We start from the raw sequence: 26,110 nt of genomic DNA on the forward strand, positions 1-26,110 counted from the left end.
TGCAGAGAATATAGCAGAACCCCTGTAAAGAGTGCGTAAAAAGGCCATAAAATTGACCGGCATCGTTATAAATTTACGAAGCGGTTGAAAAATAGCGCTCCACTAGCGGCCAGAGACGTTCTAGAATCGGGGGCTGTCCCTGCTCGTTAGGATGCAGCGCATCGTCCTGCATCAAGTCCGGATCCAAAGCGACATCCTGCAGAAAGAAAGGGTCAAAATTAAGCTTATACTCTTGCGCCAAATCACGGTAAACCTTCATCAGCAGACGCTCGTAGGCCGGACCGTAATTGGTCGGCAGACGGATGCCCAAGAGCATCGTCTGACACCCGAACGACGAGTCGCGGCAAAGATGAATCATCCGTTCAAGATTGGCCTTACTCTGCAGCAGATTCTGTCCGCGCAAGGCGTCGTTCGCCCCCAACTCCAAAATCAGCAGGCTCGGACGATGCTCCTGCAGCAGTTTCGGCAGACGCTGCAATCCGCCGGAAGTGGTCTCCCCGCTGATACTGGCATTCACCACCGACAACGCCTTGTCCGGAAAGCTCGCTTGCAGTTGACGGCGCAGCAGATTCACCCAACCGGACTCGGCATCAATGCCGTAGGCGGCGCTCAGGCTATCGCCCAGAACGAGAATTGTCGCCGGTGCAGAAATCGGCTTGACCTCTACGGTGATCGGCGCTTGCTGTTGCGCCCAGAGTAAATTAGGATGAAAGCCTAGCCATAGGCTGAAAAGCAGATAATAAAAGCTGTTTGCTTTTACAGGTAACTTATTGGAATTATTCGTCATTTAATCAAGGTCTTCCATGCCGCAAGAAAATTCTTCATCCCCCATTATCGATTTACAGGATATCCATTATCAAGTCCCGAATGATGGACAGAAGCTGTCTATCCTGAATGGCTGTACTCTCAGTGTCCAGCAACAGCAAAGCATCGCCATCGTCGGACGTTCCGGTTCCGGAAAATCCACGCTGCTCTCGATTATGGCCGGACTGGAAAAACCGACATCAGGCTCTATCCGCCTGCTTGGCGAAGAGATATCCCGCCTCTCCGAAGACGAATGCGCCCGGATTCGGGCGCGGCAAGTCGGTTTTGTCTTCCAGAATTTTCAGCTGCTGCCGAGTATGAATGCGTTGGAGAACATTCTTATGCCGCTGGAACTTTTCCAAATAGAGTTCGCCCGAGAAAAAGCGCTCGACGCCCTCGACAAAGTCGGTTTAAGCAACCGAGCCGATCACTTGCCATCCCAGCTCTCCGGCGGTGAGCAGCAACGCGTGGCCATCGCGCGCGCCTTTGTAACCACGCCGAAGATTCTGTTTGCCGACGAACCGACCGGCAATCTGGATGAGACAACCGCCATGCAGATACAGAATCTGCTGTTCGATCTGAAAGAGACGCACAACACCAGTCTGATCCTGGTCACGCATGATATGAACTACGCCAAGTCCTGCGATCAGCTCTGGCATCTGCAGCACGGTACTCTACTCCCGTGGCAGGCAGAGTAAACGACGGAGTAGCTGTATGAAAGAACGTTTGCTTGAAAGCTTGACCGCCTGGCGCTGGTTTATCCGCAGTTTCCGCAACGGCGACTGGTTATGGCTGTTTATCGCGATTACCATTGCCAGCGCCAGCGTCACGACCATCACCTACCTCGGCGACAGCATTAAACATAGCATGCTGCAGAAAGCGGCCAATAACCTTGGCGCCGATCTGGTTCTGCGCTCGAGCCGACCGATTGAGCAGGAATGGGAAAACCAAGCCAAAGTATTCGACTTACAGAGCAACCGCAGTTTAAACCTGGTTACCATGGCCTTGAGCGAAAATCCCAAGGAAGTCTTTCAACTGATCAATCTCAAAGCGGTTGAAAAAGCACAGCCGCTGCGCGGACAGATAACTCAAGGCGACGAACTGCCTTTTGCGACTCTACACAAAGGCGCCGTCTGGATCGAGCCTAAATTGATTGATTTGATGTCCCTTAACGAGCACAGTGAATTACTGCTTGGAGAGCGTCATTTCAGCCTTACCGGCAGCGTCCAGTCGAGCAGTCTGATTAATCCGATGACGCAATTTGCGCCTCAGGTGACCATGCTTCTTGAGGATCTGCATGAGACCCGGCTGATCGGTCCCGGAAGCCGAGTTACCTATGAATTGGCTCTGGCCGGTAGCCAGAAGAATATCGAGGCTTTCGCCGCTTATTTCCACGACCGGGATCCATCCTTTATCGAATTAATTTCTGCCAAAGCACCTTCCGAAGATCTTGAAAAAACCCTCGATCGAGCCTGGCTGTTTCTCGATCTGGCGGCACTCTCGGCCGTATTCGTTGCTGGTCTGAGCATTCTTATCGCCAGTCGTTTTTACTTGAGTCACTGGCGCAGCAGTCTGGCTCTGCTGCGCGCTTTCGGCGGCGAAGACCGACAACTCAGACGTCTGTTTGCCTGGCAATTTTTATGGATCGGTATCAGCAGCAGTTTGCTCGGCCTGATCTTGGGCGTATTGCTGGTTCAACTGATTATTCCGTGGCTCGAATCCCTTTTTACACCTTATGTATCGGCCCCGCTATTTTCGCCGCTGGCGCTTGGTTTTATCAGCGGAATCCTGGTACTTTGGAGTTTTGCCTGGCAAGCTTTTCAAGAAGCGATGGGCACATCTCCGTTACAGGTGTTCAAGAGCGTCAGCCAAAAAACCTCCGTCGCACACTGGTTTGTCTCTTTTATCCTGATTCTTGTGCTGATCGGCATGATCGTGCAATTGGAATTTCTGCTATGGGTTTGCCTGGTCGGCATTGCTTTAAGCGTGACTTTCTACCTGTGCGCCACCCTGCTGCTGTCGGTATTGAAAAAAAGCCATGCGCAAACCCGTGGCTGGCTGCGCATCAGTATTGCCGGCATTCTGAAACAACCCGAACTGATCAAGATTCAGCTGATTTCGATCGGTCTGGTTCTGTTTGTCCTGATGTTGATGACGTTTGTCCGTCAGGATCTGCTGAATGCCTGGCAGCAAAGCTTGCCCGCCAAAACCCCGAATACCTTTATTGTTAATGTTCAGCCATATCAACTGAACACCGTCACATCCCTTTTCGCCGAACAGACATTACAGCCGGATTTTGTCCCTATGGCTCGCGGTCGTCTGCTTCAGAAAAATGCCAAAGACCTGGATCCGGCGACGATGGCAACGCAAAGAGCCAAACGCCTACTGCAAAGGGAAGCTAATATTGCCGTTACCGGGGAACTGCCGCCTTACACCCAGATCACCCGGCAGCTGGAAAAGGAAAAATATCAGGGACTTGGAGTGTCGGTTGAAGAGGAGATCGCCCAGCTTTTCGGGATCCAGATCGGCGACAAACTGACCTTCAACTTTGCCGGAGCAACAAAAACTTATCAGGTTCGTTCCCTTAGAAAAGTGAACTGGCAGAGCTTCCGTTTGAACTTCTTCTTTATTGTCGAGCCCGATCCATCCTCGCCCCTGAATATCAGCTATATCAGCAGTCTGTATATCGACAACAAGCAGGTAACCGGCACGCTTACCCAACAGATGGCACAACAGGCTTCCGGCGCGCTGTTGATTGATGTCGAACAAATCATCCAGCAGATCCGGCAAATTATGCAGCAGGCCGCCAGCGGCGTCAGCGCTCTGTTCCTCTTCACCCTGATCGCCAGTATTGCCGTACTCTTCAGCGCAACGCTCGCCAGTCAGGAAGCTCGAATCCAAACCTGGTTACTGCTGCGGACAATCGGCGCGACTAATCGTCAGATACGACTGATCGGATTGACGGAATTTATTCTGCTCGGCCTTCTTTCGGGAATACTCGCCGCCAGCTTTGCCCAGCTGGTCAGTTTTCTGGTTGGCTACCAGCTTTTGGAAACCACGCCGCAATTCTCGTGGCCACTCTGGCTGGGAACCTTTATTCTCAGTATCGGCATTCTGTTTTCGGTCGGCTGGTTTTCGCAAAAGCCGTACCTGAAAATGTCCGCCAATCAGCTAAAGCGCCACTTAACCTCCTAAGAAGCATAAGCATGACAAATAGACAAAATTGCAGATCGTTATTACTCTTTTGAATGAGTCTGGTATAGTAAATTTAATTTACAAAATAATTGAGGAGTAACCTCATGACAGCAACATTCTTTTTTAAACTTGGACGTTTTATAAAATATTTCGGCGGCTTAAGTGTACTAGGTCTGTTTTTGTTCGGTGTTCACACCTTGATTACGCACGACCTGATGCAAGGAATCGCTCTGATCGCCTTAAGCGCCATCAGCGCCTGGTCGGTATCTCTGCTTGCCGGAGGCTGTCGTTTAGCGGCTGAAACCTATCGTTACCAGTTTTTGAGTGACTAGGATGCAGTTTCCGAAGTTCCTCTGAATATCGGGAACTTCGGCCTCTTCTTAGAGAATTTTCTGATCAATCTTCTCTCCACCAGAAGTTCCTGGAATAGACCCGTCACTGAAAGATCACTCTCCCAACCTGAGTAAAATTACTAAGTGAATTTTAATTTCGCTCTCGCTATAATCGTCAAAACCCTAAAAACATACGCCTTTGCTAGGTTTTTAAATTTCTCGGCTACAAATTGGGAATAAACAAATGAAAGTAACAAAACAAAATATTGAAAACTTTTCAGTCATTGATGAAATTCATGCCGGTTTTATTGAACGCCCAAACTCTGCAAAACTGGTCCAGGCGGTCGAAAAAGCAGGCGGTGAACTGGCTTTGAAACCAATCAACCTCATCAAGGCAGACATGCAAAAACAACTGGTCTTAAAATGCAAACATTCGGGTAACACCTACTCGATCAATGCTTAGTAAAGTCCGGACAGAAAAAGTACCGCTTTTTCTGTCCTCCTAAAGCCCCCTTTCTCTTATCCGCTCATGTAAAATCGCTTTATAGGACAAGACATCTTGTCAAAGCACACAGCGGATAGCCCATATGAATTTTCGAGAAGCCACAGAAAATCTTAAACAGGAAACCGAAGAAAAGTTTCTCGGCCTGTATTTGGAAGAAGAAAAGCAGTACCTGCATTTTTTTGTGCTCGAAGCTCTACCCGAAATTCCGCAACAGATCGACCTCTTCTACTCAGGATGCCGACTCTTCGAAATGCATGGTGAAGAAGGCAACTATGCATTGACAGATATTCCGAGCGAGCTTGAACAATCTCTGATGCAGGCCCGTTTCAGACGATATGACGATATCGCCGATCTTTACTACATGATCCCTGCCCAGGTGCTTTACACCCTTTTTCCGGAAATGCCGAATCCATCGCGTGAACAGCTCTGCCCGTCGAGCAAACAGTTTTTCGCCTATCATGCCGGCGAACTTATCCGTAAATACTGGAAATAATTTTCACAAGGATCTCATCAGGCTCTTTTAAGAGCTGGCGAAACAACCTACATACCTGATTACAATCGAGTTACAGGTCTGAAAAGGCACTTCTCTGTAGAAGGGGATTTAAAGGGGATACAAAAAGAAATTGGTCGGAGTGACAGGATTTGAACCTGCGACCACCACACCCCCAGTGTGGTGCGCTACCAGACTGCGCTACACCCCGAATTCGGAAGAGTGACTATTATAAGAAAAAATCGTCGCTTGAAAACAGCGATTTACCGCTTCACAGGAAGAAAAACAATTTGCTGATGGGATAATGGCGGCTACTTAGTAGTTGTCTTTAAGATGCTTCTGGAAAGCGTCAAGCTGATGGCAGATAACATCGGCGATCTGCAGGGCTTGCTGAAGTTCTTGAACAGAGATATCGGAAGGCTCTTCAACCTTATCGAGTTGCAGAGTTTGCTGAAGCGAATCGGAAGAAGATTCTGGCTTGCTTTTGGATTTCTTGGCCAGACGGTTCTGCGCACCGGGAATCGTCAGCCCTTCTTCGTTGAGCAGACGGTTGATTTCGATAATCAATAGAACGTCTTCCCGCTGATAGTAACGGCGACCGCTGCGTTTACTCGGCGTCAGCTGATCAAAATGCTGTTCCCAGTAACGCAGTACATGGTCTTTGATTCCGGTACAGCGAGACACCTCACCGATGGTGAGGTATTTTTTTGCCGGAATCGAATCGATATCGATAACTTTATTTTTAGTTGTCACCATCGAAGCTGTCTATCTGTGCGCGTAATTTTTGACCTGGCTTAAATGTTACCACTCTTCGCGCGGAAATGGGAACATCTTCTCCGGTTCGCGGATTACGCCCAGGGCGTGAAGCCTTGTCGCGCAGTTCAAAATTCCCGAAACCGGAAAGCTTGATCTGCTCACCTGACACCAATACATCGCTAATCTCGTCATAGAACTGTTCGACCAGCTCTTTAGACTCGCGCTTATTAAACCCGAATGTATCTGAAAGTTGCTGCGCAATATGCGCCTTTGTTAAGGTATAGCCTTCAGCTGCATCCACAGTCATAGTTACTTCCTACCCTATTTTAATTTTATTGTTTTAACGTAAAACAGCATTCACTGCAGTTTTCGCGGATTCCAGAATCTGTTCGACCAGAGCGTCGACTTCAGCGTCTTCCAAAGTACGCGCCTGATGCTGAATTTTCAGCGTCAGAGCGATACTCTTCTGGTCAGGTTCGATTCCTTGCCCGCGATAAATATCAAAAATCTCAATCGACTGTAAAATGTCTGCCTCGACATCAATCGCATCCAACAGCTTCTGTACAGGCAACGCCTGATCGACAACAAAGGCCAAGTCTCGCTGTACTTCAGGGAATTTCGAAATTGCCTGCGCGGCCGGAATATCCATTGTTAAAATCGCATCCTGACGAATCTGGAACATGAAGATGCTGCCGGAAACACCGAGCGTTTTAACCAGTTGCGGATGCAGTTGTCCCATAATCCCGACCTCTTTGCCGTCTTTAATTAAAGACGCCGCCTGGCCCGGATGCAACGCTGGATTGCTACTGGCTTCAAAGCGAATTTTGCCCAACTGATGGCTCATACGCAGCAAGGTTTCGACATCGCCTTTAAGGTCGAAGAAATCGACATTACGACTCTCTTCGTCCCAACCGGATGCCGCCACCGAACCGACAATCGCACCGGCCAGCATTGGAACCTGAGTCGCCCCGGTCGGATCCTGTTCGTTCTTGTAGAACACCAGACCGGATTCAAACAATCGAACACGCGACTGCTGACGGTTCTGGTTGTAAGCGATCGCTTGCAATAAGCCCGGGAACAAAGTGGTACGCATCGCTTTCATATCTTCCGAGATAGGGTTCTGCAATAAAACATACGGCAGATCCGGAGCCAAAGCATTCTGCTTCTTCTCTTCGACAAACGAATAGGTCACTACCTCGTTATAACCACGTTGCACCAAAGCATTTTTAAGCGCCATCAACTCCTGTTCGGATTCAGGCAATTCGCGCAAAGTTATCGGCGCCATAACCGGATCTTCCGGCAGATTGTTATAACCGTAGATACGACCGACTTCTTCAACCAGATCCATTTCGATTTCCATATCGAAACGGTACGAAGGCGCACTCATCACCCAGCCGGAAGCGTTTTGTTCAACGCCAAAACCAAGACGTGTAAAGATGTCTTCAATCTGCGCATTTTCAACCGCAACACCGAGCTTGTCACCAACGGTTTTTGCTCGTAATTCGATTTGCGCAGACTCAGGCATATGCTGCTCACTGACTTTCTCTTCGATCGCACTGACCTCACCGCCGGCGATTTCGACCAGCAGGCTCAAGGCGCGATTTAATGCACGTTCCGGAAGCTGCGGATCGACACCACGTTCAAAACGCATCGAAGAATCCGTGTGCAGCCCGTATAGGCGCGCTTTACCGGTAATTGCCAGCGGCGCAAAATGCGCACACTCAAAGAAGATGGAAGTTGTTTCATCGGTAACGGAAGTCGAAAGTCCGCCCATGACGCCGGCCAGAGCGATCGCTCCGGAATCATCGGCGATGACCAGAGTACCGTCTTTAAGGGAGACTTCTTTCTCGTCCAGAGTGACCAGTTTCTCGCCGTCCTTAGCCATGCGCACCTGAATTCCGCCCTGAAGCTTATCCAGATCAAACGCATGCATCGGCTGGCCCATTTCCAACAAAACATAGTTGGTTATATCGACCGTCAAACTCAACGGACGCAACCCGGAACGTTCAAGACGCTGTTTCATCCACAGCGGCGTTTCCGCCTTGGCATTGAAACCGGTCACAACGCAGCCTAGGTATTTAGGGCACGCCTGTGGTTCGGTGATCTCGATCTGCACCGAGCAAGGCGTATTTCCAGCCATGCTCTCCTCTGTAAACGGAACCTTAAGGTCCGCACCGCTGATGGCGTGTACGTCACGCGCAATTCCCATCACGCTGAAGCAGTCCGCACGGTTAGGCGTCAAGTCGACATCGATCGACATATCGTTCAGTTGCAGATATTCACGGACATCCATACCGATCGGCGCATCTTCCGGCAAAACATGCAGACCGTCTACACCGTCATCCGGCAAACCGATTTCAGTTGCCCCACACAACATACCGTTGGATGGAACGCCGCGTAGTTTGGCTTTTTTGATTTTGAAATCGCCCGGCAGGACTGCACCAACTTTGGCGCAGCAAGCTTTCATGCCTTCAACGACGTTTTTCGCGCCGCAAACGATCTGCAGCGGTTCGATTTCACCGACATCCACCTGAGTGACATTCAGTTTGTCGGCATCCGGGTGTTTTTCCACCGAGATTACTTTACCGACAACAACATTATTAAAGTCCCCTGCTACCGGCTCGACATCGTCAACTTCCAGACCGGCTAGGCTCAATGCCTCGGCCAATTCGTTGGTGTTCCATTCAGGGTTGGTCCATTGGCGTAACCAATTTTCACTAAATTTCATCTTTTCAGTGCCTTTTTTCTTAGTCGCTCGGAGCAGAAATTATTTAAATTGTTTCAGGAAACGCAGGTCGTTCTCGAAGAACTGACGCAAGTCTTTGACGTTATAACGCAGCATCGCCAGACGCTCGACACCCAGGCCAAAAGCCAGACCGGTGTATTCATTCGGATCGATACCGACGTTTTCCAGTACTTTCGGGTGCACCATTCCGCAACCAAGTACTTCCAGCCAGCGACCTTCGCCAAACAGATCCGTGGAAATATCCACTTCGGCCGATGGTTCGGTGAACGGGAAATAAGACGGTCTAAAGCGCGTCTGCAGGTTTTCATCTTCGAAAAATTCACGCAGGAACTGAATCAGAAGACTGCGCAGCTGTGCAAAGCTGGCATTTTTTTCGACAATCAGGCCTTCGACCTGATGGAACATCGGCGTGTGCGTTTGATCGGAGTCACAGCGGTAAACGCGCCCCGGCGCAATAATACGCAATGGTGGCTGCTTGTTTTCCATGGTACGGATCTGAACGCCGGAAGTGTGTGTACGCAACACGGTGTTTTCATTGATATAGAAAGTATCGTGCATCGCACGTGCAGGATGCGTTTCCGGAATATTCAGCGCTTCGAAGTTATGCCAGTTGTCTTCGATTTCCGGCCCGGTTTCAACCGTAAAGCCCGCTTTGGAGAACAACGTTTCGATACGGTTCAGGGTACGGGTAACCGGATGCAGGCTGCCCAGATCGACACCACGACCCGGCAAGGTAACATCTACGGTCTCTTCCGCTAACTGCTGAGCCAGCTTCGCTTCGTCCAGCTGTCTTTTTTTCTCATTCAACAACGCCTGAACAGTCTGTTTGGCTTCGTTGATCACCTGACCTGCCTTAGGACGCTCTTCCGGAGAGAGCTTGCCAAGTGTTTTCATCATCTCGGTCAAAGCACCTTTTTTGCCCAGGAACTGGACACGGAGTTCGTCGAGTTTGCCTAAATCTTGAACGTCTTGTACCGCTTCTTTAGCTTGAGCGATAATCGATTGCAATTGTTCTTGCATGATGTATTGAGTCCTAAAACAGCTTAAAATTCGTTATAAAACAACAGATTATATCGCACATCCCCGGCGATAATCTTACAAAAACAGATTAATCTGTTCTTTTATAACGGATTGGTTCGGAAAGAAATAAGACGAAAAAAATAGGGGACCTAAGCCCCCTATTTAGATAACTGCTTGCGCAGTTAAGAATACGCTTACGCTAGAGCCGCTTTTGCTTTTTCAGCAATCGCCGCAAATGCTGCTGCGTCGTGAACCGCGATATCCGCAAGAACCTTACGGTCTACTTCGATACCTGCTTTGCTCACACCGTTGATGAAACGGCTGTAAGTCATACCGTTCATACGAGCCGCTGCGTTGATACGAGCGATCCATAGACGACGGAATTGACGTTTACGTTGACGACGGTCACGGTATGCATATTGACCAGCTTTGATCACCGCTTGACGAGCAACGCGGAAGATCTTGCGACGAGCACCGTAGTAACCTTTCGCTTGTTTAAGTACTTTGTTATGACGACGACGTGCGATTACGCCTCTTTTAACTCTTGCCATCTTTCAATCTCCCCTAATTAAGCGTAAGGCAACATGCGGCGAACCATTGCCACATCGTTATCGTGAATCATGCTACCAGAACGTAGCTGACGTTTACGCTTAGTCGTTTTCTTGGTCAGAATGTGACGAAGGTGAGACTGTTTGCACTTAAAACGGCCTGAACCGGTTTTCTTGAAGCGCTTAAGAGCGCTGCTGTTAGATTTCATCTTTGGCATGAAATAAAACTCCGCATTTAAGTGATTGCTTTAATGCATCACTTGATTTCTCTATCAGCCCCCCGAAAATCGGGAGGCCACCGGGAAACAACGAACAGCACTGAGGGAGCTGCACCGGAAGCGACGCTTACACGAACGCCCCAGCTGTTGTGTTTGAAATAAGTCTTTTAGGGCTTATTTCTTTTTGATTGGAGCGACCATCATTTGCATTTGACGACCTTCCATTTTCGGCATCTGTTCAACAGTACCAAATTCCTGGATATCCTCGCGAACGCGCTCCAATACTTTCAATCCCAGTTCCTTATGGGTAATCTCACGACCACGGAACCAGATGGTTACCTTGACGCGATCCCCTTTTTCCAAGAATTTCACCAGGTTGCGTAGTTTGACCTGATAATCTCCTTCCTCAGTTCCTGGGCGAAACTTAACTTCTTTTACCTGGACTTGCTTCTGCTTTTTCTTCGCTTCATGCTGCTTTTTCTGTTGTTGGTACAGATACTTGCCGTAGTCCATGATTTTACAAACCGGAGGATTTGCTTTGGCAGTGATTTCAACCAAATCTAACCCCGCATCGGCTGCCTGTGCTAAAGCATCTTGAATAGATACAACACCAGCTTGCTCACCTTCGGCATCAATTAATCTTACTTCAGGTGTTCCTGTGATTGCTTTGTTAATACGATCTTTAGGTGCTTCAGGTTGTTGTGGTCTGCCTCGACCTCTACGAATTGCGATAGCAAATTCCTCCAGTTAATTATTTTGTACATCAGGTGATTCAACAACTCGACCAAGGTTTGCTACGTCATCCTGTAGCAATTTCACCATTTGATCCATGTCAAATGACCCTAAGTTATTACCGCCACGAGCGCGCACGTTGATTGTGCCCTGTTCCATCTCTTGATCACCAACAACCAGAATGTATGGAACGCGCTGCATAGTATGCTCGCGAATTTTAAACCCAACCTTTTCATTTCTCAAGTCTGTTTCGACTCTAAACCCATGTTTTTTCAATTTTTTCGCAAAATCAGCCACATATTCGTTGTGAACTTCAGAAATCGATGCGATTACCACCTGGGTCGGCGCCAGCCAAGTCGGGAATTTGCCTTCGTAATGTTCGACCAGAATACCGACAAAACGTTCCAGAGAACCAAGAATCGCACGGTGAATCATCACAGGGTGCTTCTTCTCGTTATCCGAATCCACGTAAACCGCATTCAAACGCTCTTCCTGAGTCATCGAGAAGTCCAGCTGAATAGTTCCGCACTGCCAGACACGACCGATACAGTCTTTCAACTGGAATTCAATCTTAGGACCGTAGAATGCCCCTTCACCCGGCTGTAACGCATACTCAAGACCGGCATCTTTCAACGTCTCTTCCAGGGCCGCTTCGGCCAGATCCCAAACTTCGTCGGAACCGACGCGCATTTCAGGGCGGGTCGAGAATTTAACCGCGATATTATCGAAACCGAAATCGTTGTAGGTTTCATAAACCAAGTCGATACAGCCTTGTACTTCGGCTTTAATCTGCTCAGGTGTACAGAAGATATGCGCATCATCCTGAGTAAAGGAGCGCACACGCATCAAACCGTGCAGAGTTCCAGACGGCTCGTTACGGTGTACGGTACCGAATTCGGCGATACGCGCCGGAAGATCGCGGTACGAACGCAAGTGCTGGTTATAAACCTGAATATGCCCCGGACAGTTCATTGGCTTAACGGCGTAGTCGCGGTTATCGGTTGCGGTAGTAAACATGTTCTCTTTGAACTTATCCCAGTGCCCCGACTTCTCCCACAAAGAACGATCCATAATAAACGGCGTACGAATCTCATCGTAGTCGTTGGCAACCAACTGACTGCGCATATACTCTTCTACCACGCGGTATAGAGTAGTCCCTTTCGGATGCCAGAAAGCCATCCCCGGAGCGACTTCGTCGACATGGAACAGATCCAGCATTTTACCGAGTTTACGGTGATCACGCTTTTCGGCCTCTTCCATCATTTTCAGATAGGCTTTCAAGTCATCTTTATTGGCAAAAGCGACCCCGTAGATACGCTGCAGCATTTTATTATCTGAATTCCCGCGCCAGTATGCACCGGCAACATGGGTCAGCTTGAAGGCTTTAGTGAAAGACATATTCGGTACATGCGGTCCGACACACATATCGACATACTCTTCATGGAAATAGAAACCGAACTGCGTTTCATCCGGAAGGTCACGAATCAATTCCAGCTTATAATCTTCGCCACGCTCTTCAAACGTCTTGACTGCTTCGTCGCGCGGAAGCATTTTTTTGATGACCGGATATTTGGTTTTAGCCAACTCCTGCATGCGCTTTTCGATCTTTTTCAGATCTTCCGGCGTAATTTTGTACTCCATATCGATGTCGTAGTAGAAACCGTTATCGATAACCGGACCGATCGCCATTTTAACATCCGGATACAGCTGTTTTAACGCATGCCCCAACAGGTGCGCGCAGGAGTGGCGCATAATGTGAATGCCGTCTTCATCCTTCATGGTCACGATCTCAAGCGTCGCATCTTCCGTGATTAAATCACTGGCGTCTTTCAGCGTGCCGTTAACACGACCCGCTACCGTTGCTTTGGCAAGACCGGCACCGATGCTTTCGGCAACCTGCATCACCGAAACCGCTTGATCAAACTCTTTCTTAGACCCGTCAGGTAAAGTAATGATTGGCATAAAAGGTAATCTCTTTATAAAATTATGCGTTTAAAATTGGAAACACATAATATTAGCATTTTCTTACCTTGAGGAAAAAGATATTTCATATTGAATCGATAGGATTTGTCTATCACGAAAAACTGAATCGACAGGTCTTTCAGCCCCTTGCAAGCGTTTCAAGGGGCGATATTCTGACTGAAACAGAAATCAGCCTGACGGCTTTTAAGCGGAAGGCGAGCTTGTTAGATGAGTGTATTCGGTCATGGATTTTTCCAAAATCTCTTCAAACTCGCCCTGAGCGATCTTCAATTCAGCCAGAGACTCATTGATTTTCTGATCGACCAACGGCCATTTATCCGGCGGAACTTCGCCGATTCCATTATCCAGACCAAGTTTAAATGCCCCTACTTCGCTTAAATAGGTCAGATAGGCATAACCTTTGAAGTCGCCTTTCATCTTGTCCGGAATATGGTGATAGGCCACGCCCATAATCACCTCTTGCGAGAAGTTCCAAAGTTGCAGAAGACGCGCGCTCATCAAGGCGTGATAGGTACCGAAATATTTGTTTTCCATCACGGCCAGTTTCAGAATATTAAAATCGACTTTGGTTAAAACTTCCTGATACTTTTCGCGGCTTTCAAGCGCCAGCAGGTAAATCCCGATGTCTCTCAACAAACCGCACAAAAAACCTTCACCGACTCGAAGACCACAGGCCGACGCGATATTGTGACCGATAAGCGCACTGAGCATCGCCTGCTGCATAAAACGCTCTTCACTAAACGGAGGTTTACGGTTAAAGGTCTGCTGGTAACTGATCGCGTAAGCGAGCATTCTGACATCGTGCAGGCCGATACGAATGACCGCTTCAAACAGATCGGTTACTTTTGAACCCAAGGAGTATTTAGCCGAATTGGCCATAAAGATAATCCCCGCCGTCAGGCGAGAATCCATCGCGATCAAATTAACGATATCGGTAATCTCGGCCTGCGAATCATCCGCCAGAAGCTTTTCCAACTTAATCAACGCATCCGGAACATGGGGAAGATCACCAAGCTCAGCTAAACGCTCAACAATTTCTTTCGTTACACTCGCCTCAGACAAAACCAGACCTTTACTTTCTCAATGAGCCCCACTTTTTAACTAGCGAGGGGCATAAGATACAATTCATAATGCATTACATGACTTTAATGCACACTTGTCAGACAAATTTCAATTTTGTCACAAATCAGAGTAAAATCACCGCAGATTTTTAACAGTTTAACATTTAATTAATTCAAATCATGCCTAGGGGTGGCCATTTATTTCGGCCTGAGATTTCTTGAGATATCAAGATAAACCCTTTGCACCTGATCCGGGTAATACTGGCGTAGGGATGGCAATCGAAATTGTTCATGGGGCTTTAATCTTCCCGTCTTTTTAAGTTGCATTCACACGTCTCCCGATCAACCTTGATAATTTGGGAAAGACAAGATGCAAAAGAAACTCCTTATCAGCGCCCTGCTCTCTTCACTGGCCGCCAGCGCGATGGCCGCCGAAGAATTGGAAACCGTTACCGTTAATGCCGACCTTCGTAATGCCGAAGTGCAGGACGTTGCCGCCAGCGTTGCGATTCAGACACAAAGCGAACTTCAGGATCAGGGTGCGACGCATTTTGACGACATCCTACTAAAAACGCCAAACGTCAATTTTTCAGGGGAAACCTCCCGCCCACGCCATATTCAAATTCGCGGCCTGGGTGAACGCGAAGAATATACCGGCGCACCGAATGCCAGTGTCGGATTTGCAATCGACGGCATCGATTACAGCGGAATCGGAATGGCGGCCAGCCTGTTTGACGTTAAACAGGTCGAAGTCTTAAAAGGTCCGCAGAACGTCCGTTACGGACAGAGCGCCATCGGCGGTTTGATTCTGGTAGAGAGCAATGATCCGACTGCGCACAGAGAAGGCATGGTAGAAGCGTCCCGCGCCTCAGACAATCTGACCGAAGTCGGTCTGGTTCAGAGCGGACCTCTCGGTTCGGAACCCTTGGCACCGCAATATCGCTTCTCCCTTTTCAAACATTCGAGCGATGGCTTCCGCAAAAACTGGACCCTTGATCGTAACGATACCAATGGCAAGGACGAATTCACCGCGAAGGCCGCCCTGCGCCTTTTCCCGGATGATAAAACCACCGTCGACCTGAAACTGCTGCACGCGAATTACAACAACGGCTACGACATGTGGGCCACTGACAACGATTATGATGTTTATAGCAATCAGCCGGGTAAAGACACCCTGAAAACAGACGGTCTGTCATTGAAAGTCGCTTCTCAAGCCAACCCTAATTTCACCTTTATGTCCAAAACCAGTTTGGCCATCAGCAAAATGGAAAAAAGCTACGACGGTGACTGGAATGATTCCGGAGCATGGGACTGGTTCTATCAGAACTTCAAAGAGCGCCAGACTCTGGATCAGGAAATCCGCTGGACATCAACCGAAAACAGTCGTCTTTTCAATGATTCTACCGACTGGCTGTCGGGGGTTTATGCCTCATCGCTAAACGAATCGAATGAGAATACCTCTTACGGTACGCGTAGCGATTTCACGCATAATAAACTGGCCGGTTTTGCGCAGCTGGATTTCCACAGCACGCCGAAAACCACAATTTCCACCGGTTTGCGTGTCGAGCACAACAAGCTGGATTACGACAATCAGGTCAACAACTTCACTCCAAACGAAACGCTTTGGGGCGCACATCTTACCTACAGCTATCGCTACAATAATACCCATACCGCCTATACCGGCGTCACCCGAGGGTTTAAAGCCGGCGGTTTCAATGCGGACTTTGCCGGAGAGTCAAATGAACAGTTCGACTCCGAAACCCTGTACAACTATGAGATCGGACTTAAATCCGATTACCGTCAGTTCGGTCTGAAAACGTCACTGGTCGCCTTCTATATGGATCGCTACGACGCGCAGTTTGACGGATACACCGCACCGGAGACGGATCTTGACCCTTGGCTTTTCTATACCGAGAACTTTGACCGTGCGCAAAACTATGGTTTGGAAGGAAGTTTTGACTGGCAGGCCGCGGCAAACTGGAAACTGTACGGCTCCCTGGGTCTGATTAAAACCGAGGTCGACGGCACCAGTACGAACTATTATGTCGTTTCCGGTCGTGAACAGGCTCATGCTCCGAGTTATCAGCTGAACCTTGGCTTCAAGTATCGCAACCCGACCGGTTTCTATGCGCAAGCCGACGTGACTGCCGTCGACAGCTTCTATTTCGACAATGTTCATAACTTTGAATCGGACGCTTACGAACTGGTTAATGCCCGTCTCGGTTACGAAACGGATGATTATGAAATCTACTTGTGGGGCAAAAATCTGACCGATAAAAACTACGCGGTGCGTGGCTTCTATTTCGATATGGATGGCGATAACTTAAACGATAAATTCTATGGATTAGGCAGCCCGCGTCAGATCGGCGTGACCGCTCGAGTCTACTTTTAAGCCATAATAAAATCGGGCTCGGAGAAAATCTTCGAGCCCTTTTTACAAGGAGTTTACGGATGAACGTTTCCGTCGATATCAGTCTCTACCCTCTTAAGAGTTCTTACCGGGAACCGATTAAAGAGTTTATCGACCGTCTGAGTTCCTATACCGACTTGGAAATCTCTTACGGCAGCATGAGCACCGTCGTTTACGGCGACTATGCCGAGATTATGTCCATGCTGGAGAAAGAGATCGCGACGACGCTTCACGCATTGCCGAAAAGCGTCTTTATTATCAAATTGTCCGGCGGTTGTCGCGAACAGTAAAGGATACGCAACATGCCTAAAACACAAGGATACGAATCCCACGCGGATACTTACGATCAATGGTTTGACGAAAATCCGCACGCCTACCAGGCGGAAATCGCCGCGATCAAACAACTTCTGCCGCAAGGTAAAGGGATCGAAATCGGTGCAGGCAGCGGGCGTTTCACCAAACCGTTGGCCATCGATACCGGCGTCGAACCGGCCAAAGCCATGCGCGAACGCGCCAGACAGGAACGCGATCTGGAAATGATTGAAGGCGTTGCCGAAGCCCTGCCGTTTGCAGAAGGCCTGTTTGATTTTGCCGCCTTTATTACCTCGACCTGCTTTCTGGACGATCCGGCCAAAGCCTATAAAGAAGCGGCTCGGGTGACAAAAGAGAACGGCTCCATTGTCGTCGCCTATCTGGAACGCAATTCCGAACTGGGACAAGTGTACGAAAAACACAAGCATGAAAGCCCGTTCTATTGCGACGCGACCTTTTACACTTTCGAAGAAATCGAATCCATGCTGACCCAGGCCGGTTTCGCTAATATTCAAAGCGTACAAACAGTTCTTCCGGAAACCTCCGGGCACGACACCAATGACATTCTTCCCGGACATGACAAAGGCACATTCATTGTCGTCAAGGCAGAGAAGGCACTGTAACCTCAGGAGAAGCTATGAAAATTTCCGTTGATATCAGCATGTATCCCCTTAACGAGGATTATTGCCAACCGATTATCGATTTTATTGAAGCGCTGGATAAAATCGACTCGGTTTCCATCCAACGTAACAGCATGAGCACGCAAATTTACGGTCAATACGCCGATGTCATGAGTGCAATGAACTCGGAAGTCGAGCAGGTTTTGCAAAAACTTCCGGAAACGGTTTTTGTGATCAAATTGATCGGAACCGATCGCGAGAAAGCGAATATCCATGCCTGCTGAACCACTTGAAACCCATTGGCTTGAACAGGCATTCTACGCGCTTCTGGCTCAGTCCGGATGGGAGTGGCTTGCCGTCGCTCTAGGCATCGGCTACGTAATACTGGCGGCTAACAACAGTAAATGGGCTTGGCCGAGCGCCTTCTTCAGCACCTTGATTTATACGTTTCTGTTCTGGGATGGTCAACTGCCGATGCAGGCACTGCTCAATGCCTACTACCTGCTTATGGCGGTGTATGGATTCTGGCTCTGGAACCATTCGGAAAAGCATCCATCAAGCAAACAAACCGCAGACAGTGTCAGCATTCATCGTAAATCGCTGTTTTTCCACCTCTCGTTTATTGCGATCGGCATAACCTTGAGCGCTCTGGCCGGCATCTACCTGCAAACCAATAACTACAGTCAACTGCCTTATCTGGATGCGTTTGTCACGGTATTTTCGGTCATGAATACCGTGTTAATGGCGCGCAAAGTCATTGAAAACTGGCTGTACTGGATTGTTATCGACTCCCTAGCCATCTATCTGTACTGGGAGAGCGGCTTCTACGTCACGATTGTGATGTTCGGCCTCTATCTGGTACTGGCACTGTACGGCTATCGCGAGTGGAAGCTTCTAGCCAACAGGTAAGCTTTAGCGACTAAGGCAAGCGGATCGGCCGAGACGCCCACCAGGCCCACGGCTGATCGCCCAGCAATTCCATGGCATAAAACAGTGCCCGATATAATTCGCGGCTCTGTGAAACCCGCGGAATCGTCCCCCGGTAGGAATCCATCACCCATTCCAGTTGTTGCGGCGTAAGCACCAGCTCCAACATCAGCCAATCCATTTCAATCGGCGCAAACAGAGCCGCATCCAGATCCAGCAAATACAGCCTTCCATCTTCGTCAATTCTCAACTGGTCCCAGCGGAAGTCGATCAGCATCGGTACAATTTTGTGCCACTCGAGACATTGCAATTGCTGTCGAATCTGCTGAAAATCCTGCGGATGACACTCGCGAAGTTGTCGAATACGCGGATGCCGATTTAAAAATGCCTCGATCTTCTGCCTGAACTGGGAAACATCCAATACCCGGCCTGGTAGCAGTTCGCTTTGGTCAAGCGCTCCGGCCAAATAAGACACCCCCTTTCCCGTCTCGGCGTGCATCGAATCCAAGTGCGCGGCCAACTGAGCGCAGATGTCACGGGTAACCGTTTCAGCGCACAGATCTTTGCCATTAACGGTCTGCGTCAGTATCCAGCGCACCGGACTTTCCTGAGACTCGCTGATCGCCTCAAGATCCGGTACCTCAAAAACGGAAAAACGGCTGAAATAACGATACGCCCCCGCCAAAGCCTGATAGTCCCTGGTCAAGGAGGCATCAAACAGCGCCTGCATCGCACTCCAGAAGCCGGCATTTTCCACTTCGCCACACTGACACAGCTTAAGCACTTTCTGACTAAGATCGCGGTAGGCAATCGACCAAATCTGATGCGTACTGTCTTCAAAAAGTGCCGGCATCAGCCTGGCCGAAACCGCACCCTGCAAACAGCTGTCGTCGGCATTGATCAGTTGTAAACGAAGAGAAGACAAAGCGTTTTTGTCGGCAGAGAAACATGGATTACTTAGATTAGGCGGCATGACACTTTAAGTAGGTGTAATTTCAATAAGAGATATAGTGTAGCGTTTTTTGCGACTTCGATTCGATTAGACACGCCCTACAGGCGCAAACTTCTCCGTTTTGCCAATAAGCCAGGCATCGGCTTAGGCAAAATCTTTTTATTAAATCCAAATAATTCGCTATAATCTTGCAGTTAAATTTTTCGGTCGTAGCGAATCTGGATACGCTTGAAAGCCAGCGCTAGCGACGTAACTTAAAGGACTTTCTTATGAATTTAGATCAAGCCCGTTTTTTTATGGTTGAACAGCAAATCCGTCCATGGGACGTCTTAGACCCTAAAGTTCTTGATCTGTTGATGGACACTCCTCGCCACCATTTCGTCAGCGAGTCGCAGCAAGCCCTGGCTTACAGCGACATCGAACTTCCGATCGGCGAAGGCGAATTCATGATGGCGCCTAAAGTGGAAGGAAAAATTCTTCAAGCCCTTGAAATCAATGAAGACGACAGAATTCTGGAAATTGGTACCGGCAGCGGTTACCTGACCGCTCTTCTGGCCTCTCTGGGCCGAGAAGTCACCACCGTTGAACTGCATAAATCACTGCAGGAAACCGCAAAGACCCGTCTTAAAGAATTCGACAACATCAATTTCCATATCGGCGACGCCAGTCAGGACTGGGCCGACAACAAACAATACGATGTCATTGTTTTAACCGGTGCGGTTGCAGAGGTTCCGGAAACCTTCAAACAGAAACTGAATATCGGCGGTCGTCTGGCTGTTATCAGCGGTAAATCTCCAGCGATGGAAGCCGTTGTCATTACCCGTGTCAGCGACAACCAGTTCAACACGGAATCGCTTTTCGAAACGGATATGCAATATTTAAGCAACAGCCAGCCGAAAAAATCTTTTAATTTCTAAACGCCTTCCTCGCAAAAAGACCCTGATAAACCGGGGTCTTTTGCCAAGTAAACTAAATTTACTTAGCAAAAACCCTTAAAAAATACCTTTTTTTTTGACCTGACACAGGTTTCTCTCCGATTTATTCGCAACAACTCAATTACTCTCTCTTCCTGTATTGCATAAATCAGATACTTTTGTCTAAACTCAGGCCTTAAAGTGTCGTAATTTTACGCATTTACGTAAGTAATGCCTACCATATAAGTTTACTTATATGCGCATCAATAAAACTTTTTAGTTTTAAAAACTAGGTACAGCACTTTTACAATAGCCTCCTCAATAGTGCACTTTGCACTAAATTGTAAACTTTGACTCAAGGATAAATATCATGGACTTGATTAGCCTCTATCCGACTTGGTATGAACCAACAGTGGGATCCGGTTGGGTTGTTGCATTGATTGCAACTTTCCACGTACTGGCCTCCCACACTTCTGTTGGCGCAGCCATGCTCTTCGCTTATCTTTCTCATAAAGCCTACCGCGAAGACCGTGAAGACCTTCTGGACTTCGTTAAGAAATACGGTCTTTTCTTACTGGTCTTCACCTATGTTGCCGGTTCCATTACCGGTCCGGGGATCTGGTACTCTACAACCGTCGCCAGCCCGAACGGAATCGGCGCTCTAATTCACTCATTTGTATGGAAATGGGCGACTGAGTGGGTCTTCTTCGTGATCGAGGTTGTCGGGGTCTACATGATTGTTTACCTGGTTGGCCGCGTCGACAAACGCACGCACATGAAAATCTCCGTGATTTTCGGTATGGCGTCACTGGCAACCATGTTGATTATCGTCGGTATCCTGTCGTTCATGATGGTACCTGGTAAAGAACAATGGTTCGCAGACGGCGGTTATCTGAACGGTTTCTACGGCACTAACACCTTCGCACAACTGGGTATGCGTATGGCATTCATGTTCACCATGACAGCAGTTGTCGGTGGTATCGTCATTGCCGGCATCAAAGACCCTGCTTTCAAGAAAGAGATGGCGCGTAAACTGGGTTGGCTGGGGATTATCTCAACCCTGATCGGTGCCGCGATGTTCCAGTGGTATCTGACTTCCGTTCCGGATCAGGCACTACTGGTTATGGAAAACCGTCTGCCGGATTACTTCGTACCAAGCATCATGATTGTGCTTGCCGGTACGCTTGCTTATTTCATTATCACCATGCTTCGTCCGCAAATGATCGTTCAAGGTTTTGCCGGCGCGATGACTATCATTATCCTGGTCGCAGGTCTATGGCCTGAAGAGACCGCACGTGAATCTATGCGTAAGCCTTGGGTCGCTGGTCAATATGTGTACTCAAACCAGGTAATCGGTAAAGACGTTCCAGGTATGGATATCAAATCTCAGCTTCCGACAATCGAGAAAGTCGGTATTCTGAAAGCACATCCATTTACCCCTGACCACCTGAAAGAAGTGAACAACGGCAATATGATTCAGGCAGGTGAATTCATCGCGATGACCTACTGCTCGAACTGTCACTCTCCAAGCGAAACCGGTATTCGTCCGTTACACCGCTACTTCCCTGAAGGCGTATCTCAGGAACGTGTTGCACAGTACGTTAAAGGTGTTCTGACAACCGGTAATATCGCTTATATGCCGAAAATGCCGATGCTGGATTCCGAAGCGGAAGCTTTAGCCGCCTATCTGGTACTGAACAATGACGGTGGTCAAGCGGCAGTAACCGCAGCTATCGATACTGAAATTGAACAACGCGAACGCGCTCTGGCCGAGCAAAAAGCTCAAGACAAAGTTGCTGCCGTTGATCTACAGGAGGGCAAATAATGGATGCTCAACAAGTCGCTCAAGTTACTGAGATGATGTATGCCCTGCGCAACCCTGCAGGGATCCCGACCTTTCCGATTATCTTTATCGGTCTAGGTGTTCTAACCTTTGCCCTGCATATTCTGTTTGTGCAGTTAATGCTGGGAACCTCTGCCATTACGCTATATGGCGCTTTCAATAACAATGCATACTGGCGTCGCCTGGGTGCAGCTATGCTGGAAATCTCGAAAGTATCGGTTTCCGTTGCCATCGTCGTCGGTGTTGCACCCCTGCTGTTTGTTCAGGTTGTCTACGATCCGCACTGGTACACCTCAAACGTACTGTCTGCAGACTGGGTTATCGCCTTTATCGTTATTCTGATTCTGGCCTACTGGGCAATGTACTACTACTATTTCCAGAACGGTAAAAACCAGGATAAAACGCTTCAACCTAAATCTCGCTGGTCGATGATTACCAGCCTGATTCTGATGTTGGTCGTCGGTTTCATTATGCACAGCCTGACTTCGCAGATCCTGCACCCTGAACTGTGGAAAGAGTGGTACATGCAAAACGGTAAACTGGACTATTCCGGTACCCAACTGCATGCCTACAATATCTGGCGTTATGCGTTCTTCATCAGCATGGCAATTCCGGTAACAGGAGCAATGCTGGTTACTTACCGTCGCTTTAAGTCGGTTCGTGAAGATGCCGATCACGACTACCTGAACTGGGCCGCTGAAGTCGGTAAAAAATGGATCAAAGTCGGTTCTGTTATCTCAACGGTTCTGTATGTTGCATGGATGGCGACACTGCCTGAAACAGCAGGTAACTTCGCAACTTCTGTATGGGGCATCCTGGGTGGCGTTGCCGTAATCGGTTACGCACTATGGGCTCAACTGCGTCTGAAAGGCGAAGCGCGATTCTGCAGCTACATGGCTCTACCTATGGCGCTGGTTATCGGCCTTATTGTCGCAATCTCCCGCGAGATGCTTCGTTACGACATTCTTAACGGCTTCTTTAACTACAACTTCATGGACTACAAGATTGTTATGGACTGGTATTCCACCGGCCTGTTCTTCCTGACTTTCGCGATCGTTGGCGGTGTTGTACTTAGCTACTTCCTGACCATCGCATGGAAATCCGGACAGACCGTCGGCGTCTATACACCAGGTGCAACGGTTAACAAACTGGGTACCCTTTCTATCTGGATCGTAGCACTATGGATCGTTCAGTTCTTCGTAGTCGGTTTCTACGTCTGGGCACAATAAAGGAGCAAATACATGAAAAAATCGCTAATGATCGGACTCATCACTGCTTCAGCATTCTTCGGTGTGACATCAGCCCAGGCTTCTGGAGCACTGATTCCCCCGGAAGAATTTGCAAGTGATCCACAGATTCCTGGAAAAATGCTGGGCGACAACTGTTCAGCCTGTCACGGTACGCTTGGACGTTTCTATGATGAATCCATGCCACCTCTAGCAGGGATTCCTCGTGATGTTTTTATCAAGTTGATGCAGGACTTCAAAAACGAAGTTCGTCCATCCATTGTTATGAACCACGTTGCTAAAGTCTTTACGGATGCTGAAATCGAGCGCATGGCGGATTATTTCGCAGCGCAAACAGACCGCCCATGGAAAGAAGAAGATGTCCTTAAAGGAGGCCAGTAATGAATAACCTAACACGCCGTGAATTAATGAAGCGTTTTGGTGCTGCAGGTCTGAGCTTAGGACTGTTCGGGGCATCAAAAGAAGCCTGGTCAAAATCGGCTCCGCATATCGTCATCGTTGGTGGCGGTATCGGTGGGGTTTCGGCCGCTAAATATCTGCGTATCTTGGACAAGAACGTCAAGATCACCATTATCGAACCGAATAAAGAATATATCTTCTGCCCGGGTTCAAATGAAGTTTTGAACGACTTCACGTCGATCGAAGAACTAACGGTGAACTACGAAAACATTAAGTCCCGTTACGCCGTCAATGTTATCGAAGATCTGGCAACAGACATCGATTACAGCGCGAAAAAGGTCAAGACCAAAAACTCCGGCACAATCGCTTATGACAAGCTGATTGTTGCACCGGGGCCTGACTATAAGTTCAGCGATATCGAAGGTTACAGCAAAGACTTGGCGGAAGGTGATTTCCCGCATGCATGGAAAGCCGGTCCGCAGACTCTGAAACTGCGTGAGCAGATTCACTCTATGCCGCAAGGTGGTGTTGTTGCAATCTCCTCGCCTCCGATGCCGTATCGTTGTCCGCCGGCACCTTATGAGCGCGCCAGCTTCATCTCTGAGTGGCTGACACGTCATAACCCGACGGCAAAAATCCTGATCTTGGATTCCAAAAACAGCTTTACCTTCCGTAAACACTATCTGGACTACTGGACCAAAGCCCGCGGTTACGGAACCAAAGATGCCATGATTGAGTGGATTCCAATGGAAAAAGGCGGCAAGGTAACTCAACTGGACGCCGCGAACAATACGCTTGTGACCGCTGACGGTGAACGCATCAAAGCCGATGTAATCAATATCATTCCGGCGCATACGGCGGGTAAATTCGCACATGCCACCGGCCTGACTCAAGGCAATGAATGGGTACCGATCGATCCTATGGATTATCGCTCCACCCTTGATAAAGATGTATTTGTTGTCGGTGACGCGACCGAGTCCTCGCCAATGGTTAAAACCGGTTATCTGGCATCTAACCACGCCAAAGCGGTTGCACAATCGATTGTTAACGAGCTTGCAGGCAAGCCGCCTGTTCAGCCTCTGTATACCAATAACTGTGTCGCTTTGACGGGTGAAGACTACGGTATGACCATTACCGATACTTTCCGTGTTAAGGACGGCAAGATTATCAAACAGTATGGACACCAGTCGACTGAACTAGACAACGATGCACTTCACCACATCCGTGCATCACTGGCCATGAACTGGCAGCGCGCTTTCCGTCGCGACATCTTTGAATAATGGTACAGGAGACGATTCATGAAAATTAAAGCTTTATTAATCGCCACTGGATTAAGTGTTCTAAGTGTCAGTACGGCATTTGCGAGTGGACATGGTCCACAGTCGGAACCTTGGACAATGAAAGAGTGGTTGGATACGAAAAACCAGATGCCTGAAGGCAGTGTTGAAGCCGGTCAAAAACTGGTCGAACAGGGTTACTGCTATACCTGTCACGGCGTTGAAGGTAAAAACATGACTCAGGCGACGCCAAGTCTTGCGGGACAGAACCCGGTTTATACCTACAAAATGTTGAAAGACTATAAATCAGGCCGTTTCAATGTCGATCATAAATCGGATGTCATGGTTCACCTGATGCAGATCTATAGCGATCAGCAGATGGCGGACATGGCGGCTTACTATGCGGCGCAACCTCTGCCTTATGCAAACTATGTGACTAAAGACACCGAAGTAGAGCCGGGCATTGTTCGCTTGGCAAACAAAGGCGACAACTCACGTATGATCGTTCCATGTGCTTCATGTCACGGTGCTCACGGTGAAGGCGGCTTGAACGAAACGCCTGCCCTGACCAATCTGAGCCCACGCATGTTTGTACGCTACATGGAAGCTTACCGTGACGGTTCACGTCATAACGACGTGGTTTCGGGCATGGCGCAGTTTGCCAAAGACCTGACGGATGAAGAAATTCAGGGACTGGCTGATTACTACGCACAGCTTAAACCAAGAGGAGTGGAATAATGAATGGTAAAACAGCAATTATTTGGGGGCTAATCCTGACTTTTGGCTCCGTAGCACTCATGTGGTTATTAAGCACTATTA

27 protein-coding genes, 1 tRNA gene and 1 riboswitch are annotated in these 26,110 nt (G+C 48.6%); of the genes, 16 read left to right on the plus strand and 12 right to left on the minus strand.

The features are described from left to right. Positions 1-73: 73 nt before the first annotated feature. On the minus strand, positions 74-787 hold the full coding sequence (locus tag J3999_RS03350; protein ID WP_208126566.1) for an arylesterase: 714 nt from the start codon (positions 785-787) through the stop codon (positions 74-76). A 16-nt stretch (positions 788-803) separates the two neighbouring features. Here J3999_RS03350 and J3999_RS03355 point away from each other — a divergent pair, with 16 nt between their 5' ends. The 5 genes from J3999_RS03355 (at position 804) to J3999_RS03375 (ending at position 5,329) form a co-directional block, all read left to right on the plus strand. Further along, entirely contained in the window at positions 804-1,502 is a 699-nt protein-coding gene (locus J3999_RS03355; RefSeq protein WP_208126567.1) for an ABC transporter ATP-binding protein, read from the plus strand. 16 nt (positions 1,503-1,518) lie between these two features. Continuing rightward, a complete protein-coding gene (locus J3999_RS03360) occupies positions 1,519-3,999 on the plus strand; it encodes an ABC transporter permease (protein ID WP_208126568.1) in 2,481 nt (826 codons plus the stop codon). 104 nt (positions 4,000-4,103) lie between these two features. Next, the gene (locus tag J3999_RS03365; protein ID WP_208126569.1) at positions 4,104-4,331 is read left to right on the plus strand and encodes a hypothetical protein; all 228 of its coding nucleotides are present in this window, start codon (positions 4,104-4,106) and stop codon (positions 4,329-4,331) included. Positions 4,332-4,575: 244 nt separating this feature from the next. Beyond that, on the plus strand, positions 4,576-4,794 hold the full coding sequence (locus tag J3999_RS03370) for a hypothetical protein (protein WP_208126570.1): 219 nt from the start codon (positions 4,576-4,578) through the stop codon (positions 4,792-4,794). A 124-nt stretch (positions 4,795-4,918) separates the two neighbouring features. Next, positions 4,919-5,329: a hypothetical protein gene (locus tag J3999_RS03375; protein WP_208126571.1), complete on the plus strand. Its 411-nt coding sequence runs from the start codon at positions 4,919-4,921 to the stop codon at positions 5,327-5,329. 131 nt (positions 5,330-5,460) lie between these two features. Here the strand turns inward: J3999_RS03375 and J3999_RS03380 are convergent. The 10 genes from J3999_RS03380 to J3999_RS03425 form a co-directional block, all read right to left on the minus strand. After that, positions 5,461-5,537 (minus strand) — tRNA-Pro (locus tag J3999_RS03380). A 104-nt stretch (positions 5,538-5,641) separates the two neighbouring features. Beyond that, a complete protein-coding gene (locus J3999_RS03385) occupies positions 5,642-6,082 on the minus strand; it encodes a MerR family transcriptional regulator (protein WP_208126572.1) in 441 nt (146 codons plus the stop codon). Continuing rightward, positions 6,069-6,389: an integration host factor subunit alpha gene (locus tag J3999_RS03390; protein ID WP_208126573.1), complete on the minus strand. Its 321-nt coding sequence runs from the start codon at positions 6,387-6,389 to the stop codon at positions 6,069-6,071. Before J3999_RS03390 ends, J3999_RS03385 begins: the two co-directional genes overlap by 14 nt. Positions 6,390-6,422: 33 nt before the next feature. Then, positions 6,423-8,810 carry a phenylalanine--tRNA ligase subunit beta gene (gene pheT, locus J3999_RS03395; protein ID WP_208126574.1) on the minus strand — a complete coding sequence of 796 codons (2,388 nt, stop codon included), beginning with the start codon at positions 8,808-8,810 and terminating at the stop codon, positions 6,423-6,425. A 39-nt stretch (positions 8,811-8,849) separates the two neighbouring features. Then, positions 8,850-9,848, minus strand: coding sequence for a phenylalanine--tRNA ligase subunit alpha (gene pheS / locus J3999_RS03400; protein ID WP_208126575.1), 999 nt, complete (start codon positions 9,846-9,848; stop codon positions 8,850-8,852). Positions 9,849-10,042: 194 nt separating this feature from the next. Beyond that, on the minus strand, positions 10,043-10,399 hold the full coding sequence (rplT, locus tag J3999_RS03405; protein ID WP_173284427.1) for a 50S ribosomal protein L20: 357 nt from the start codon (positions 10,397-10,399) through the stop codon (positions 10,043-10,045). Between the two features lie 17 nt (positions 10,400-10,416). After that, positions 10,417-10,614, minus strand: coding sequence for a 50S ribosomal protein L35 (gene rpmI / locus J3999_RS03410; RefSeq protein ID WP_173284426.1), 198 nt, complete (start codon positions 10,612-10,614; stop codon positions 10,417-10,419). A gap of 174 nt (positions 10,615-10,788) precedes the next feature. Next, a complete protein-coding gene (infC, locus tag J3999_RS03415) occupies positions 10,789-11,340 on the minus strand; it encodes a translation initiation factor IF-3 (protein WP_208126731.1) in 552 nt (183 codons plus the stop codon). A gap of 21 nt (positions 11,341-11,361) precedes the next feature. Beyond that, entirely contained in the window at positions 11,362-13,308 is a 1,947-nt protein-coding gene (gene thrS / locus J3999_RS03420) for a threonine--tRNA ligase (protein WP_208126576.1), read from the minus strand. A 204-nt stretch (positions 13,309-13,512) separates the two neighbouring features. Then, positions 13,513-14,391 (minus strand): HDOD domain-containing protein, encoded by an 879-nt coding sequence (locus tag J3999_RS03425; protein WP_208126577.1) that lies wholly within the window; start codon positions 14,389-14,391, stop codon positions 13,513-13,515. Positions 14,392-14,566: 175 nt separating this feature from the next. Beyond that, positions 14,567-14,680: riboswitch (TPP riboswitch) on the plus strand. A gap of 80 nt (positions 14,681-14,760) precedes the next feature. Here J3999_RS03425 and J3999_RS03430 point away from each other — a divergent pair. The 5 genes from J3999_RS03430 to pnuC are packed head-to-tail and all read left to right on the plus strand — an operon-like array spanning position 14,761 to position 18,641. Next, complete coding sequence (locus J3999_RS03430) at positions 14,761-16,782, plus strand: TonB-dependent receptor (protein WP_208126578.1); 2,022 nt, start codon at positions 14,761-14,763, stop codon at positions 16,780-16,782. A 59-nt stretch (positions 16,783-16,841) separates the two neighbouring features. After that, a complete protein-coding gene (locus J3999_RS03435) occupies positions 16,842-17,090 on the plus strand; it encodes a hypothetical protein (RefSeq protein ID WP_208126579.1) in 249 nt (82 codons plus the stop codon). A 12-nt stretch (positions 17,091-17,102) separates the two neighbouring features. Next, positions 17,103-17,735, plus strand: a complete 633-nt coding sequence (locus tag J3999_RS03440; RefSeq protein WP_208126580.1) for a class I SAM-dependent methyltransferase — start codon at positions 17,103-17,105, stop codon at positions 17,733-17,735. Positions 17,736-17,749: 14 nt separating this feature from the next. Further along, on the plus strand, positions 17,750-18,016 hold the full coding sequence (locus J3999_RS03445) for a YkoF family thiamine/hydroxymethylpyrimidine-binding protein (protein ID WP_208126581.1): 267 nt from the start codon (positions 17,750-17,752) through the stop codon (positions 18,014-18,016). Then, positions 18,006-18,641: a nicotinamide riboside transporter PnuC gene (gene pnuC / locus J3999_RS03450; RefSeq protein WP_208126582.1), complete on the plus strand. Its 636-nt coding sequence runs from the start codon at positions 18,006-18,008 to the stop codon at positions 18,639-18,641. Before J3999_RS03445 ends, pnuC begins: the two co-directional genes overlap by 11 nt. Before the next feature lie 10 nt (positions 18,642-18,651). On the opposite strand, the gene J3999_RS03455 is transcribed toward pnuC, so the two are convergent. Then, positions 18,652-19,632: a hypothetical protein gene (locus tag J3999_RS03455; RefSeq protein WP_208126583.1), complete on the minus strand. Its 981-nt coding sequence runs from the start codon at positions 19,630-19,632 to the stop codon at positions 18,652-18,654. A gap of 248 nt (positions 19,633-19,880) precedes the next feature. Between J3999_RS03455 and J3999_RS03460 the strand changes: the two genes are divergently transcribed. The 6 genes from J3999_RS03460 to J3999_RS03485 all read left to right on the plus strand — a co-directional run bounded on the left by J3999_RS03460 (position 19,881) and on the right by J3999_RS03485 (position 26,029). After that, the gene (locus J3999_RS03460; RefSeq protein ID WP_208126584.1) at positions 19,881-20,528 is read left to right on the plus strand and encodes a protein-L-isoaspartate O-methyltransferase; all 648 of its coding nucleotides are present in this window, start codon (positions 19,881-19,883) and stop codon (positions 20,526-20,528) included. A gap of 367 nt (positions 20,529-20,895) precedes the next feature. After that, positions 20,896-22,350, plus strand: coding sequence for a cytochrome c (locus J3999_RS03465; RefSeq protein WP_208126585.1), 1,455 nt, complete (start codon positions 20,896-20,898; stop codon positions 22,348-22,350). Beyond that, positions 22,350-23,597, plus strand: coding sequence for a hypothetical protein (locus J3999_RS03470; RefSeq protein WP_208126586.1), 1,248 nt, complete (start codon positions 22,350-22,352; stop codon positions 23,595-23,597). Before J3999_RS03465 ends, J3999_RS03470 begins: the two co-directional genes overlap by 1 nt. A gap of 12 nt (positions 23,598-23,609) precedes the next feature. Beyond that, positions 23,610-23,996, plus strand: coding sequence for a hypothetical protein (locus tag J3999_RS03475; RefSeq protein ID WP_173284414.1), 387 nt, complete (start codon positions 23,610-23,612; stop codon positions 23,994-23,996). After that, complete coding sequence (locus J3999_RS03480; RefSeq protein ID WP_208126587.1) at positions 23,996-25,294, plus strand: FAD-dependent oxidoreductase; 1,299 nt, start codon at positions 23,996-23,998, stop codon at positions 25,292-25,294. The genes J3999_RS03475 and J3999_RS03480 overlap by 1 nt, the downstream gene beginning before the upstream one ends. Positions 25,295-25,312: 18 nt before the next feature. After that, on the plus strand, positions 25,313-26,029 hold the full coding sequence (locus J3999_RS03485) for a c-type cytochrome (RefSeq protein ID WP_208126588.1): 717 nt from the start codon (positions 25,313-25,315) through the stop codon (positions 26,027-26,029). Positions 26,030-26,110: the final 81 nt, after the last annotated feature.

The organism is Thiomicrorhabdus sp. 6S3-12 (genome assembly GCF_017571475.1).
GTDB lineage: Bacteria > Pseudomonadota > Gammaproteobacteria > Thiomicrospirales > Thiomicrospiraceae > Thiomicrorhabdus.

What these genes read in the sequence shown, in the direction of transcription:
- J3999_RS03350 (WP_208126566.1), bottom strand. Translation starts at nt 787, where the DNA reads ATGACGAATAATTCCAATAAGTTACCTGTAAAAGCAAACAGCTTTTAT.
- J3999_RS03355 (WP_208126567.1), top strand. Translation starts at nt 804, where the DNA reads ATGCCGCAAGAAAATTCTTCATCCCCCATTATCGATTTACAGGATATC.
- J3999_RS03360 (WP_208126568.1), top strand. Translation starts at nt 1,519, where the DNA reads ATGAAAGAACGTTTGCTTGAAAGCTTGACCGCCTGGCGCTGGTTTATC.
- J3999_RS03365 (WP_208126569.1), top strand. Translation starts at nt 4,104, where the DNA reads ATGACAGCAACATTCTTTTTTAAACTTGGACGTTTTATAAAATATTTC.
- J3999_RS03370 (WP_208126570.1), top strand. Translation starts at nt 4,576, where the DNA reads ATGAAAGTAACAAAACAAAATATTGAAAACTTTTCAGTCATTGATGAA.
- J3999_RS03375 (WP_208126571.1), top strand. Translation starts at nt 4,919, where the DNA reads ATGAATTTTCGAGAAGCCACAGAAAATCTTAAACAGGAAACCGAAGAA.
- J3999_RS03385 (WP_208126572.1), bottom strand. Translation starts at nt 6,082, where the DNA reads ATGGTGACAACTAAAAATAAAGTTATCGATATCGATTCGATTCCGGCA.
- J3999_RS03390 (WP_208126573.1), bottom strand. Translation starts at nt 6,389, where the DNA reads ATGACTGTGGATGCAGCTGAAGGCTATACCTTAACAAAGGCGCATATT.
- pheT (WP_208126574.1), bottom strand. Translation starts at nt 8,810, where the DNA reads ATGAAATTTAGTGAAAATTGGTTACGCCAATGGACCAACCCTGAATGG.
- pheS (WP_208126575.1), bottom strand. Translation starts at nt 9,848, where the DNA reads ATGCAAGAACAATTGCAATCGATTATCGCTCAAGCTAAAGAAGCGGTA.
- rplT (WP_173284427.1), bottom strand. Translation starts at nt 10,399, where the DNA reads ATGGCAAGAGTTAAAAGAGGCGTAATCGCACGTCGTCGTCATAACAAA.
- rpmI (WP_173284426.1), bottom strand. Translation starts at nt 10,614, where the DNA reads ATGCCAAAGATGAAATCTAACAGCAGCGCTCTTAAGCGCTTCAAGAAA.
- thrS (WP_208126576.1), bottom strand. Translation starts at nt 13,308, where the DNA reads ATGCCAATCATTACTTTACCTGACGGGTCTAAGAAAGAGTTTGATCAA.
- J3999_RS03430 (WP_208126578.1), top strand. Translation starts at nt 14,761, where the DNA reads ATGCAAAAGAAACTCCTTATCAGCGCCCTGCTCTCTTCACTGGCCGCC.
- J3999_RS03435 (WP_208126579.1), top strand. Translation starts at nt 16,842, where the DNA reads ATGAACGTTTCCGTCGATATCAGTCTCTACCCTCTTAAGAGTTCTTAC.
- J3999_RS03440 (WP_208126580.1), top strand. Translation starts at nt 17,103, where the DNA reads ATGCCTAAAACACAAGGATACGAATCCCACGCGGATACTTACGATCAA.
- J3999_RS03445 (WP_208126581.1), top strand. Translation starts at nt 17,750, where the DNA reads ATGAAAATTTCCGTTGATATCAGCATGTATCCCCTTAACGAGGATTAT.
- pnuC (WP_208126582.1), top strand. Translation starts at nt 18,006, where the DNA reads ATGCCTGCTGAACCACTTGAAACCCATTGGCTTGAACAGGCATTCTAC.
- J3999_RS03455 (WP_208126583.1), bottom strand. Translation starts at nt 19,632, where the DNA reads ATGCCGCCTAATCTAAGTAATCCATGTTTCTCTGCCGACAAAAACGCT.
- J3999_RS03460 (WP_208126584.1), top strand. Translation starts at nt 19,881, where the DNA reads ATGAATTTAGATCAAGCCCGTTTTTTTATGGTTGAACAGCAAATCCGT.
- J3999_RS03465 (WP_208126585.1), top strand. Translation starts at nt 20,896, where the DNA reads ATGGACTTGATTAGCCTCTATCCGACTTGGTATGAACCAACAGTGGGA.
- J3999_RS03470 (WP_208126586.1), top strand. Translation starts at nt 22,350, where the DNA reads ATGGATGCTCAACAAGTCGCTCAAGTTACTGAGATGATGTATGCCCTG.
- J3999_RS03475 (WP_173284414.1), top strand. Translation starts at nt 23,610, where the DNA reads ATGAAAAAATCGCTAATGATCGGACTCATCACTGCTTCAGCATTCTTC.
- J3999_RS03480 (WP_208126587.1), top strand. Translation starts at nt 23,996, where the DNA reads ATGAATAACCTAACACGCCGTGAATTAATGAAGCGTTTTGGTGCTGCA.
- J3999_RS03485 (WP_208126588.1), top strand. Translation starts at nt 25,313, where the DNA reads ATGAAAATTAAAGCTTTATTAATCGCCACTGGATTAAGTGTTCTAAGT.